This window comes from Arthrobacter sp. 10N44_2, assembly GCF_056394385.1.
Genome location: NZ_JBFTHT010000012.1, coordinates 90,715 through 103,344, shown reverse-complemented (window position 1 = coordinate 103,344; position 12,630 = coordinate 90,715). Strand labels below are relative to the sequence as shown.

The window sequence follows — 12,630 nt, the reverse complement described above, 5'->3', positions numbered from 1 at the left end:
TCCTACCCCCAAATCACCCCTATCTCACTGTGTATACAGTCGAATACTTAAGAATTCAACATGAAGGAGACAGAAAACAATGGCTGATCAGAACGAACCTGCAGCGGGAAACCTCACCAAGGCCGACGTGATCGTCGTCGGCGGCGGAAATGCCGGATTCACGGCGGCCCACGCCGCTGCCGTCCGCGGACGAAAAGTCATCCTGCTCGAAAAGGGCACCAAAGACATGGCCGGCGGCAACAGCTTCTACACCGCCGGCGCCACACGCATCGTCCACAACGGCCTGGATGACCTCCAAGGGCTCGTGGAACCGGACGAACGGCACAGCCGGACCGTCGTTCCGCCCTACAGCGCTGAGGAATACGCGTCTGACCTGGAAAAGGTCACCGAAGGCCGCAACGACCCGGCACTGACGGAAGTCCTCATTGCCGAGAGCCAGTCCACCCTTCGGTGGCTCAACAGCCTGGGCCTGAAGTACCGCCTGATGTACGAGCGTCAGGCCTTCGAGCGTGCCGACGGGTCCTACCTCTTCTGGGGCGGCCTGCACGTGGGAAACGTGGGCGGCGGCGAAGGCCTGATCGAAGACCACACCCGGGTCGCTGCAGAGCTGGGCATCGAAGTCAGGTACGGCCACGCGGCCCAAAGCCTCATCGTTGAGAACGGCCGTGTAGCCGGCGTCGTCGTCAACACCGCTGGAGGGGAGCTGCGCCTGAGGGCAGAATCCGTGATCCTCGCCGCCGGAGGCTTCGAGGCGGACCCGAAGCGGCGGCGGGAGTACTTGGGCGAAGGCTGGGAAAACGCCAAGGTACGCGGCACTCCCTACAACACCGGCGACATGATCGCCGCAGCGTTGGAGATCGGCGCCACCAAGGGCGGAGACTGGGGCAGCTGCCACAGCGTCCAGTGGGATGCCTTTACCGCCACTAACGAAAGCAACCGCGAACTCACCAACCGCCTCACCCGGCAAAGCTACCCGTTTGGAATCATCGTCAACACCGACGGCAAGCGTTTCCTGGACGAGGGTGCCGACTTCCGGAACTACACGTACGCCAAGTACGGCAAGGAAATCCTCAAGCAGCCCGGCTCGGTTGCGTACCAGATCTTCGACGCCGGCCTTCGGCCCATGCTGCGCAGCGAAGAATACGAGATGCCCGGCATCTCTGTCGAGGTCGCCGACACCCTCGAGGACCTGGCCGTCAAAATCGGCATAGACCCGGAAAGCTTGTCCAAAACAGTGACGGACTTCAACAGCTCGATCGAGCGCTCCACCCCGTTCGACCCCAACGTTAAGGATGGCCGGAAGGCCGCAACCGAACCGGTCAAGAGCAACTGGGCCGCCCCGATCGAAACCGGACCCTTCTACGCCTACGGCGTCACCTGCGGAATCACGTTCACCTTCGGTGGCATCAAGTCCGACACCCACGGCCGCGTCCTGGACGCAGACGGCAAGCACATCGAAGGCCTGTTCGTGGCAGGTGAAATGCTCGGCGGACTATTCAGCGTCAACTACCCGGGGGGCACCGGACTTGCTGCCGGGTGCGTCTTTGGGCGGCGGGCGGGCGTCCTGGCGTAGGGCACGGATCCACTGCACTTCTCCTCAAAAACCCGGGCGGGCCACCGCCGGCTTCACTCGCTCCGACGCTCGTCGCAGTGACCGGGACTGAGGGAGAGCCGGCTCTTGACGGCGAAACCTCCCCCGGGAGATTTGCCCTGATGTTCGCGAGCAAAACGGGTCTCCCGAGCGGACCATCACCACCGACTGCCGGCCCATTGTCCGGCACAGATGGGCGCTCTTCCCGCACTCCATCGCAACAGGCAGCCCGATAGTCGGGCGTGGGAAGAGAGCCCATAAGGAGGAGGCAGGGTGGCGGAAACGCCGCCCTGCGACCTCCCCCGACGCTCAAACGATGCCGGCACCGCAGTCGCCCCAACCCAAGGACAACCCATGACGCCCCGATCGTCCGGATCTCATACAGAAAACCGGAAACCCGCCCCCGTTGCCAACTGGTCCAAGCTCTCACGGGCCGACTACGTGCAAATCCACCAACACGGGGAAGTCATCGCTACCGGGCGCATCGACATGCTGGCAGCTGACGGCAGCGTGCTTTGGCTCCATCTCGCGGGCGGCAACGAACGCGCCATCTTTCTCCAGAGTGACGGGCTAAGAATCTACCGAAGCCACCGCAGCGCAGCCAACTGACGGAACAGCTTCATCCCAGGACCGTGCTGGTGCTGCACCGCGCGGCCCGACAACAGCTGAACCGGATCATGGAACCGGGCCACCAGACATTCGGCTAACGTCACGATGACCAGTTCAGAGTGCAGAGGACTTCTGACATTCCGTGCCTCGACTGCTGAAAATGACAACTTTCGAAGCCCATGGCTGAAAGACCACGCTGTCTCAGTAATTGATCGTTATTGAGAACGGCGGGACCACCCCTTTGGCTCCTTATGCGCGCTATCGTGTGGCATGAGCTGTGGAGTTGGTCGCTCTGTGGCGGCGTTTTTTGGTCGGTCCGTGTCGCAACAGTGCCCGTAAGGCGAGCACCTATTCCCAATACATCGCAGCCGCACGTGAGCAGAGGCGCATCTCATGACCGCCGACACGAAACGCCGAGGCTAGTCGACGCACCGGATCGCGTCGCAGACGGTCACGGCTGGGCGTGACGCTCCAACGCGTCCAGAGTCGTCTCGGGCGATGTGTTGAAGCAGAAGGTGATTCCGGGCGATTCCGCATTGCACACGTTGATGATCCGCTCGAAGAGCTCGGTGTACTCCGGGATCATCCTGATGCCGCCCCCGATCATCACGAGGCCGAAACGATCACGACCGAACGCCGAGCGAATCTCTGCTTCGGCCTCGTCCGGGGAGGTGCCGATCAGGCAGTTGACGGCGTCGAAGCCGGCGGCCGTAGTGGCCCCGAACCCCGCTTCGATCCGTTCGGTCATCGTGGCCTCGTCGAGGCCAGGAGGCAGCTTGCTATAGTCGAGGGCTCGCGCGTGGATGCCGATCATGAGGATTCGAGTCATGGGCCTCATTGTGGCATGCACCCGAAACACTTGGCTGCGGGCCCGCTGGATCCTTGCTCGACCCGCCCCGCCCCAGATGAGCTGTTCCTGTAGTGCAGAGGACTCGTGACGTTCCGTGCAGACGACTTCGGAAAATGACATTGGTGGGCCGGCTCCAGGTTTGCAAACCGCCCGTTAGACGATCCCCCACCGCGACACCGTCCGCCCGCACTGGCGCTGCGAGAAATCAGATACAGATACTGGAAACTTGGATTCGCGCATGCCCCGCCCGCAAAACTGTCCCGCTCAGGTTGGACAATCGCGACAGTTGCACCCCTGCCCGCGCAGATCATCGGGCTACGCCCGGATCTCCACCAACGAACAGGACCTGACAGCGCCACGCTTTGGCTGGGTGTCCCCAGGGGGCCCGATCTATTTCGACAATGGCTGACCGACAGGAAAAAGAAACGGCCAGGACCAAGCGAAAGCCGTGGCGGCTGTTCGAGCCGGCGTCACCAAACGCGATAGGTTGGCCCGGCTCCTGCCCGCTGCTCGAGAACATTGCCGAGGACACAACGAAAATTTCCCAGGAGTTCTGGCTGCCGACAGGGATGACCATAGAGTTTTTGATCCCGAAGTCGCAGCAGGTCATGCAGTTCCAAGCGCTCCCGGCCATGAAGGAGTAAGCAGCAACACCGCTGTCCAAGGCAAGAGGAGGAGCCGCCAGACCGCAACGGGCATCAACAAAAATGGGCCCCCGCAGGGGGCCCATAAAGGAGATTTGTACACATTCAGAGGCCCAACAAGCCCCTGCACAGGGAAAACACGTGCCCGAGGTGGGACTCGAACCCACACACCTTTCGATACCGCATTTTGAGTGCGGCGCGTCTGCCAATTCCGCCACTCGGGCGCGGAGTACACCGGTGTAACAATCAGCCTGCCACAGTGCTGTGAGCAACGCGATCGCTTCCAGTGCGCGAAATTACTCTACATGCAGATAGGCTGAATTCCAGAATCGCGCCAGTGACGCCGCATCGAACCAAACCGGTCCAAGTACATTGGCGGACAAAACCTATGATGGTTGAGTTCCCGCCGTACCTTTCCAAGGAGTTCCCGTGTCAGAACAGACGGAGTCAACCCCCACTTCCCAGCCGGCGCGCCGCGTTGTCGTCGCCGAGGATGAGACCCTCATCCGCCTGGACATCATCGAGATCCTGCGGGGCGAAGGCTACGACGTCGTCGGTGAGGCGGACAACGGCGAAAAGGCCGTCCAGCTTGCCGAGGAGCTCAAGCCCGACCTGGTCCTGATGGACGTCAAGATGCCGGTCATGGACGGCATCTCGGCCGCCGAGAAGATCGTCAAGGCCCGGATCGCCCCCGTGGTCCTGCTCACCGCGTTCAGCCAGAAAGAACTCGTGGAGCGCGCCCGCGACGCCGGCGCCATGGCGTACGTGGTCAAGCCGTTCACCCCGGCGGACCTCATCCCGGCTTTGGAGATCGCGCTGTCCCGCCACGAGGAAATCAAGGCCCTCGAGAGCGAGGTCACCGACCTGCAGGAGCAGTTCGCCACCCGCAAGCTCGTGGAGCGCGCCAAGAGCCTCCTGACCACCAAGATGGGCCTGACGGAACCGGAAGCCTTCCGCTGGATCCAGAAGACCTCGATGGACCGCCGCCTCAGCATGCGCGAGGTTGCCGAAACCATCATCAACCAGGTCAACTAGCGGCCGGCGGTTCCGGCCGCGCTCCGCGGCCGCCAGCCGCGCACTCGAAGCACTAAGCACCAAGCACCAAGCACCAAGCACCAAAAAGGGAGGATCCCCGCCAGCCGGCGGGGATCCTCCCTTTTGCGTTCAAGCTTTCAGAACTAGGCCTGGACCCGGTTCTTCTTCTTCTTTTCCGGCCACGGGCCGAGCTTGTCCTTGGCCACTGCCGCTTCGCCCTGGCCGCCGATGTCAGCGAGGTCGCCCACCTTGTGGACCTTCAGCAGGTTCGTCGAACCGGCCTTTCCGGGAGGCGAACCGGCGGCGATGACCACCAGGTCGCCGTCCTCGACGACGTCGAGTTCCAGCAGGCTGCGGTCAACCTGGGCCGTCATCTCGTCGGTGTGGCCCACCATCGGGACCAGGACCGGCTGGATCCCCCAGGTCAGTGCGAGCTGGTTCCAGACGTGCTCCACCGGGGTGAAGGCGAAGACCGGCTTGATGGGGCGCAGCCGGGAGAGGCGGCGTGCAGAGTCACCGGACTGGGTGAAGGTACAGATGTACTTCGCATCCAGCTGGTCGGCGATCTCGACGGCGGCCCGGGTGATGGCGCCGCCGCGGGTCTTGGGCTTGGTGCCGAGCGGGGGGACGCGCTCGAGGCCGTGGACCTCGGTGGACTCGATGATCCGGGCCATGACCTTGACGGTCTCGATCGGGTACTTGCCCACGCTGGTCTCGCCGGAGAGCATGACCGCGTCGGCGCCGTCGAGCACCGCGTTGGCGCAGTCGGAGGCCTCGGCGCGCGTCGGGCGCGGGTTGTCGATCATGGACTCGAGGACCTGGGTGGCTACGATGACCGGCTTCGCCCAGCGGCGTGCCAGTTCAACGGCGCGCTTCTGCACGATCGGCACTTCCTCGAGGGGAAGTTCCACACCGAGGTCGCCACGGGCCACCATGATGGCGTCGAAGGCGTCGATGATCTCGGGGAGCTGCTCCACGGCCTGCGGCTTCTCGATCTTGGCGATCACCGGCACGCGGCGGCCTTCCTCGTCCATGATCTCGTGCACGCGGACGATGTCCGAGGCATCCCGGACGAAGGACAGGGCAACCATGTCCACGCCGCGGCGCATGGCCCAGCGCAGATCGTCCTCGTCCTTTTCGCTCAGCGCCGGCACGTTGACGGCAACGCCGGGCAGGTTGATGCCCTTGTTGTTGGAGACCCAGCCGCCGACAATCACCTGGGCGACCACCTTGACGTCGTCGACGTCGATCGCGCGGAGGGCGACCTTGCCGTCGTCGATCAGCAGGGCATCACCGGGGTTGACGTCCTCCGTCAGGCTCTTGAGGGTCGTGGAGCAGATGTCCTTGGTGCCGGGAACGTCCTCGGTGGTGATCGTGAACGTGTCACCGACTTCCAGGAGGTGGGGACCGTCGACGAAACGTCCGAGGCGGATCTTCGGGCCCTGCAGGTCGGCCATGATGGCCACGGCCTTGCCGAGCTGTCCCGCAGCCTTGCGGACGTTCTCGTAGGTGTTGTCGTGCACGGAGTAATCGCCGTGGCTCATGTTCATGCGTGCCACGTCAACGCCGGCTTCCAGCACGGCCAGCGTGTTGTCAAAGCTTGCGATTGCCGGTCCGAAAGTGGCCACGATTTTAGCGCGTCTCATATACCTACCCTACTGGTGTGTTGCATGGATTAAGTTGAAGTGCGGATGAATCCCGGAGGTCCTGTGGGACTACAGAACAGCCATCGCACGGTCGGTCGGCGCCACGGGTGCCGGCAGAATGGTGCTGCCCATCAGGAACTTGTCCACCGCGGCCGCGCAGGCGCGCCCTTCGGCGATGGCCCAAACGATGAGCGACTGGCCGCGGCCGGCGTCGCCCGCGACGAAGATGCCTTCAGTGTTGGTCATGTAGTAACCGTCGCGTGCCACGTTGCCGCGCCCGTCGAAGTCGGCCTGGACCTGGTCGGTGATCCCGGCCGGCTCGGCGCCGGTGAAGCCCAGGGACAGGAAGACGAGGTCCGCCGGAATGATCCGCTCGGTGCCGGCCTTCGGCAGGCGCTTGCCGTCGACGAATTCCGTCTCCGCAACCTTGACGCCCGTGAGTTTGCCGTTTTCCCCGACGAACTCCACGGTGGAGGCGAGGTAGGTGCGTTCGCCGCCTTCCTCGTGCGCGCTGGCGACCTCGAACAAGGTGGGGAATGTCGGCCAGGGCTGGTGGCCGGCCCGCTCGACGGGCGGCTGCTTGCCGATCGCCAGGGTGGTCACGGACGCGGCCTGGTGACGGTGCGCGGTTCCGAGGCAGTCGGCGCCGGTGTCGCCGCCGCCGAGGATGACCACGTGCTTGCCCGCGGCATTGATCTGGTTCTCCACGGTCTCCCCCGCCACCACCCGGTTGGCCGGCACGAGGTAGTCCATGGCGTAGTGGACGCCGTCGAGGTCGCGGCCCGGGATCGGCAGGTCACGCGGGACGGTGGCCCCGGTGGCGATGACGACGGCGTCGTACCGGCGGCGCAGCTGCTCCCACGTCACGTCGGTGCCAACCGCCACTCCGGTGCGGAACCGGGTGCCTTCGGCCTTCATCTGCTCCAGCCGGCGGTCCACCTGCTCCTTTTCCATCTTGAAGTCGGGGATCCCGTAGCGCAGGAGGCCGCCGATCTTGTCGTCGCGCTCGTACACGGCCACAGTGTGGCCCACCCGGGTCAGCTGCTGGGCGACGGCGAGCCCGGCGGGGCCGGACCCGACGACGGCGACCGTCTTGCCGGTCAGGCGCGCCGGCGGCAGCGGGTTGACCCAGCCGTTCTCGAAGGCCTGGTCCACGATCGACACCTCGACCTGCTTGATGGTCACGGCGGGCTGGTTGATGCCGAGTACGCAGGACGCCTCGCAGGGGGCCGGGCACAGCCGGCCGGTGAACTCGGGGAAGTTGTTGGTGGCGTGCAGCCGCTCCATCGCTTCCTCGCCCTTGTCCCGCCAGACGAGGTCGTTCCATTCCGGAATGAGGTTGCCCAGCGGGCAGCCCTGGTGGCAGAACGGGACGCCGCAGTCCATGCAGCGGCCGGCCTGGCTCTTCAGGACACCCTTTTCCTGGGCCTCGTAGACCTCTTTCCAGTCCATGATGCGGACCGGGACGGGACGGCGCGGCTGGGTTTCACGCTGACGTACTTTCAGAAATCCGCGTGGATCAGCCACCGGTCACCTCCAGGATTCGAGACCAAACTTCTTCGCCGTCGGGGTCCAGGCCCTCTTCGATGGCGTCAAGACGGGTTTGCAGGACGGCCGCGTAGTCGCGCGGCAGCACCTTGGTTATGCGGGCTGCGGTGTCATCGAAGTTCTCGAGGAGCCGTGCCGCGAGCAGCGACTCGGTTTCCTCGAGGTGCTTGACGAGCAGCCCGTGGACGATGTCGCGGTCCTCGGCGTCGAGCTCGCGCAGCTGCAGCTCGCCTGACTCGAGGGCCTGCTTGTTGACGCGCTCAGTCTGCAGGTCCAGCACGTAGGCCGTGCCCCCGGACATGCCGGCGCCGAAGTTGCGGCCGGTGCGGCCGATGATGAGCGTCTGGCCGCCGGTCATGTACTCGCAGCCGTGGTCCCCGATGCCTTCGACCACAGCGGTGGCGCCGGAGTTGCGGACCAGGAAGCGTTCGCCGACCTGGCCGCGGAGGAACAGCTCGCCGCTTGTGGCGCCGTAGCCGATCACGTTGCCGGCGATTACGTTGCGCTCGGCCGGGAACACGTTGGTGCGGTCCGGCCGGACGATGATGCGGCCGCCGGAGAGTCCCTTGCCGACGTAGTCGTTGGAGTCGCCGAACATGCGCAGCGTGATGCCGGCCGGCAGGAACGCCCCGAGCGACTGGCCCGCGGTGCCATTGAGCGTGATGTCGATGGTGTCCGTGGCCAGGACGTCGGTGCTGAAGGTCTTCGTCACGACGTGGCCGAGCATGGTGCCGACGGAGCGGTCCGTGTTGATGACGTTCACGGAGATCTTCACCGGCGTGCGGTCGCTCAGCGCTTCGGCCGCCATGGCGATCAGGCGCTGGTCGAAGTGCTTGTCGAGTTCGTGGTTCTGGCCGGTGAGGTTACGCAGCGGCGCGTCGTTGTCGAACTCGAGCCCGTGCAGGATCGGATCCAGGTCCAGCCCTTCGGCCTTCCAGTGGTTGATCGCGTCGCGGGAGTCGAGCATCTCGGCGTGGCCGATCGCCTCCTCGATGCTGCGGAAACCCAGCTCGGCGAGGATTTCGCGGACTTCCTCGGCAAGGAATTCGAAGAAGTTCACCACGAATTCGGGCTTGCCGTTGAACCGGGAGCGCAGCTCGGGGTTCTGGGTCGCGACGCCCACCGGGCAGGTGTCCAGGTGGCAGACGCGCATCATGATGCAGCCGGAGACCACCAGCGGGGCGGTGGCGAAACCAAACTCCTCGCCGCCGAGCAACGCGGCGATCACGACGTCGCGGCCGGTCTTGAGCTGGCCGTCGACCTGCACCACCACACGGTCGCGCAGGCCGTTGAGCATAAGCGTCTGCTGCGTCTCGGCGAGGCCGAGTTCCCACGGGACACCGGCGTGCTTGAGCGAGTTCAGCGGCGAGGCGCCGGTACCGCCGTCGTGCCCGGAGACCAGCACGACGTCGGCCTTCGCCTTGGTGACGCCGGCCGCCACGGTGCCGATCCCGACCTCGGAGACGAGTTTGACGTGCACCCGGGCCGAGGGGTTGGCGCGCTTGGCGTCATAGATCAGCTGCGCGAGGTCCTCGATCGAGTAGATGTCGTGGTGCGGGGGCGGCGAAATGAGGCCGACGCCGGGCGTCGAGTGTCGCGTGCGGGCCACCCAGGGGTAGACCTTCTGCGCCATCAGCTGGCCGCCTTCGCCGGGCTTGGCACCCTGGGCCATCTTGATCTGGATGTCGTCCGCGTTGGACAGGTACAGGCTGGTGACGCCGAAGCGGCCGGAGGCGATCTGCTTGACCGCGGAACGGCGGGTGGGATCGAGCAGCCGGTCCACGTCCTCGCCGCCTTCACCGGTGTTGGACTTGCCGCCCAGCCGGTTCATGGCGATCGCGAGGGTCTCGTGGGCTTCCTTGGAGATGGAGCCGTAGCTCATGGCGCCGGTGGAGAACCGCTTGACGATGCTGGAAACCGGTTCCACTTCCTCGAGCGGCACGGCGGGACGCGAACCGGCCTTGAACTTCAGCAGACCGCGCAGGGTCATGAGGTTCTCGGACTGGTCGTCAACGCCGCGGGTATAGGCCTTGAAGATGTCGTAGCGGCGTTCACGCGTGGCGTGCTGGAGCCGGAAGACGGTCTCGGGGTTGAACAGGTGGGGTTCGCCGTCACGGCGCCACTGGTACTCGCCGCCGCCTAGCAGGGGCTGGTGCGGCAGTTCGATGCCGTTCTCGGGGTAGGCCATGCGGTGCCGGGCCAGGACTTCGGCAGCAATGACGTCGAGGCCGACGCCGCCGAGCTGGGAGTGCGTGCCGGAGAAGTACTCGTCCACGAGGTCCTGGCCGAGGCCGAGGGCTTCGAAGGTCTGGGCACCGGTGTAGGAGGCCACGGTGGAGATGCCCATCTTGGACATGATCTTCAGGACGCCCTTGCCCAGGCCCTTGATCAGGTTGTAGACGCCGTCCTGCGGGGTGACCCCCACGACGTCGCCGGAGGCGATGAGCTGTTCCACGGATTCCATGGCCAGGTACGGGTTCACGGCGGAGGCGCCGTAGCCGATGAGCACGGCGACGTGGTGGGTCTCGCGGACGTCGCCGGCTTCCACCACGAGCGCGGTTTTGGTGCGGTTGGCGCTGCGCAGCAGGTGGTGGTGCACGGCGCTGACCAGCAGCAGGGACGGGATCGGGGCCCACTGGGCGTTCGAGTCGCGGTCCGAGAGCACCACGTACTGGACGCCGCGGTTGATGGCGCCGGAGACCTGTTCGCAGATTTCGGTGAGCCGGGCCCGGAGGGAGTTCTCGCCGCCTTCGGGGCGGTAGAGTCCGCGGACCTTCATGGCGACCTTGCCGCCGTCGGCGCTCTCGATGTTCGCGATCTTGGCGAGCTGGTCGTTGTTGATCACGGGGAACGGCAGCGAGACCTGCGGCTGCCGGACCTGCTTGGTGTCCAGCAGGTTGCCGTTCGGGCCGATTGCGCACGTCAGGGACGTGACGAGCTCTTCACGGATGGCGTCCAGCGGCGGGTTGGTGACCTGTGCGAAGGACTGCACAAAGTAGTCGAAGAGCAGCCGCGGGCGTTTGGACAGCACGGCCACCGGGGTGTCCGAGCCCATGGCACCGAGCGGTTCGGCGCCGGTGCGGGCCATCGGGCCCAGCAGGATTTTCAGTTCCTCGGTGGTGTAGCCGAAGGTGCGCTGGCGGATGTTGACCGAGGCTGCGGTGTGCACGACGTGCTCGCGTTCGGGCAGGTTCTTGAGGTCGATCAGGTTGTCCTTGACCCATTCGGCCCAGGGGTTCGCCGCGGCGACCTCGGCCTTGACCTCGGCGTCGTCGATGATCCGACCGGCCCCGGTGTCCACCAGGAACATCTTGCCCGGCGAGACGCGGCCCTTCTTGACCACTTTGGAGGGTTCGACGTCGATCACGCCGACTTCGGAGGCGAAGACGATCAGGCCGTCCTCGGTGATCCAGTACCGGCCCGGGCGCAGGCCGTTGCGGTCCAGCGTGGCGCCGACCAGGTTGCCGTCCGTGAAGGAGACGGCCGCCGGGCCGTCCCACGGCTCCATGAGCATCGAGTGGTATTCGTAGAAGGCGCGGCGGGCCGGATCCATGGTGGCGTGGTTTTCCCACGCCTCCGGGATCATCATCATGATCGAGTGCGTGATGGGCCGGCCGGAGAGCCAGAGCAGTTCGGCGACCTCGTCGAAGGAGGCCGAGTCCGAGGCGCCCGGGGTGCAGATCGGGAACAGCTCTTCGGGTGAGTCCCCCAGCAGCGGGCTGGCGAGCTGCGACTGCCGTGCCCGCATCCAGTTGCGGTTGCCCTTGACGGTGTTGATTTCGCCGTTGTGCGCGATGGTGCGGAACGGCTGGGCCAGCGGCCAGGACGGGAACGTGTTGGTGGAGAAGCGCGAGTGAACGATCGCGAGCTTGGTCTTGAAGCGCTTGTCCGACAGGTCCGGGTAGAACGGCTCGAGCTGCGCGGTGGTGAGCATGCCCTTGTAGACGATGGTCCGGGAGGAGAGCGACGGGAAATACACGCCAAACTTGTTCTGGGCGCGCTTGCGGATCCGCCAGGCGCGGGAATCGAGCTCGTTGCGCTCGAGGGTTTCCCCGGTACTGGAGGCGAAGAACGGCTGCGAGAAGTACGGCATGCAGGCCCGGGCCATGGCCCCGACCAGGTCGGCCACGATCGGGACTTCACGCCAGCCCAGGACGGTCAGGCCCTCGTCCGCGGCGAGGCCTTCGATGCCGGCGCGGGCGGCGTCCGATTCGCGCTGCTCGGCGGGCAGGAACGCGGTTCCCACGATGTACTGGCCGGGGGCCGGAAGTTCGAAGTCCGTGACTGCGCGGAAGAATTCGTCCGGCACCTGCATCAGGAGGCCGGCGCCGTCGCCGGTACCTTCATCGGCGCCCACGGCACCGCGGTGCTCGAGGTTGCGCAGGGCGGTCAGGGCGGCGTCGACGATGTCGTAGCCAGGCTCACCGCGGAGCGTGGCGATGATGGCCAGGCCGCAGGCGTCCTTCTCGTTCTCCGGATTGTAGAGTCCGGCAGCGGCCGGAATCGCCGCGAAGCGGCTGAAGGGTGACGCGGCAGCCGAGGGCTGGTCCGGATCGGACCAGCTGGGGCTGTGAAGAGTTTGGGTCATTGGAGACGTCCTTCCTCCTGATCGTGCGTATGGGAGGGACAACATTGGCCCCACTCGGCACGCCGGTGTGTGACGGGCGCAACAGAGTGTTTTTCTAACTGGAATTGTAGGCCAGCCCG

General features: G+C 65.4%; 8 protein-coding genes and 1 tRNA gene. 4 read left to right on the top strand and 5 right to left on the bottom strand.

Annotated elements, in window-relative coordinates:
* Positions 1-79 precede the first annotated feature (79 nt).
* Positions 80-1,573, top strand: coding sequence for an FAD-dependent tricarballylate dehydrogenase TcuA (gene tcuA / locus AC1DBX_RS13930; RefSeq protein ID WP_476858155.1), 1,494 nt, complete (start codon positions 80-82; stop codon positions 1,571-1,573).
* A gap of 372 nt (positions 1,574-1,945) precedes the next feature.
* Positions 1,946-2,200, top strand: a complete 255-nt coding sequence (locus tag AC1DBX_RS13925) for a hypothetical protein (protein WP_476858154.1) — start codon at positions 1,946-1,948, stop codon at positions 2,198-2,200.
* A 451-nt stretch (positions 2,201-2,651) separates the two neighbouring features.
* Here AC1DBX_RS13925 and AC1DBX_RS13920 read toward each other — a convergent pair whose 3' ends face one another.
* The gene (locus tag AC1DBX_RS13920) at positions 2,652-3,029 is read right to left on the bottom strand and encodes a hypothetical protein (protein ID WP_028275079.1); all 378 of its coding nucleotides are present in this window, start codon (positions 3,027-3,029) and stop codon (positions 2,652-2,654) included.
* 422 nt (positions 3,030-3,451) lie between these two features.
* Here AC1DBX_RS13920 and AC1DBX_RS13915 point away from each other — a divergent pair, with 422 nt between their 5' ends.
* Positions 3,452-3,694 carry a hypothetical protein gene (locus tag AC1DBX_RS13915; protein ID WP_476931999.1) on the top strand — a complete coding sequence of 81 codons (243 nt, stop codon included), beginning with the start codon at positions 3,452-3,454 and terminating at the stop codon, positions 3,692-3,694.
* A gap of 142 nt (positions 3,695-3,836) precedes the next feature.
* Here AC1DBX_RS13915 and AC1DBX_RS13910 read toward each other — a convergent pair.
* Positions 3,837-3,918: transfer RNA gene (locus AC1DBX_RS13910), tRNA-Leu, on the bottom strand.
* A 205-nt stretch (positions 3,919-4,123) separates the two neighbouring features.
* Between AC1DBX_RS13910 and AC1DBX_RS13905 the strand changes: the two genes are divergently transcribed.
* The gene (locus AC1DBX_RS13905; protein WP_018772478.1) at positions 4,124-4,729 is read left to right on the top strand and encodes an ANTAR domain-containing response regulator; all 606 of its coding nucleotides are present in this window, start codon (positions 4,124-4,126) and stop codon (positions 4,727-4,729) included.
* 143 nt (positions 4,730-4,872) lie between these two features.
* Here the strand turns inward: AC1DBX_RS13905 and pyk are convergent, their stop codons facing one another.
* The 3 genes from pyk to gltB all read right to left on the bottom strand — a co-directional run bounded on the left by pyk (position 4,873) and on the right by gltB (position 12,511).
* Entirely contained in the window at positions 4,873-6,375 is a 1,503-nt protein-coding gene (gene pyk / locus AC1DBX_RS13900; protein ID WP_043436173.1) for a pyruvate kinase, read from the bottom strand.
* A gap of 69 nt (positions 6,376-6,444) precedes the next feature.
* On the bottom strand, positions 6,445-7,902 hold the full coding sequence (locus AC1DBX_RS13895; RefSeq protein WP_028277049.1) for a glutamate synthase subunit beta: 1,458 nt from the start codon (positions 7,900-7,902) through the stop codon (positions 6,445-6,447).
* Complete coding sequence (gene gltB / locus AC1DBX_RS13890; RefSeq protein WP_028277048.1) at positions 7,895-12,511, bottom strand: glutamate synthase large subunit; 4,617 nt, start codon at positions 12,509-12,511, stop codon at positions 7,895-7,897. The genes AC1DBX_RS13895 and gltB overlap by 8 nt, the downstream gene beginning before the upstream one ends.
* Positions 12,512-12,630 lie beyond the last annotated feature (119 nt).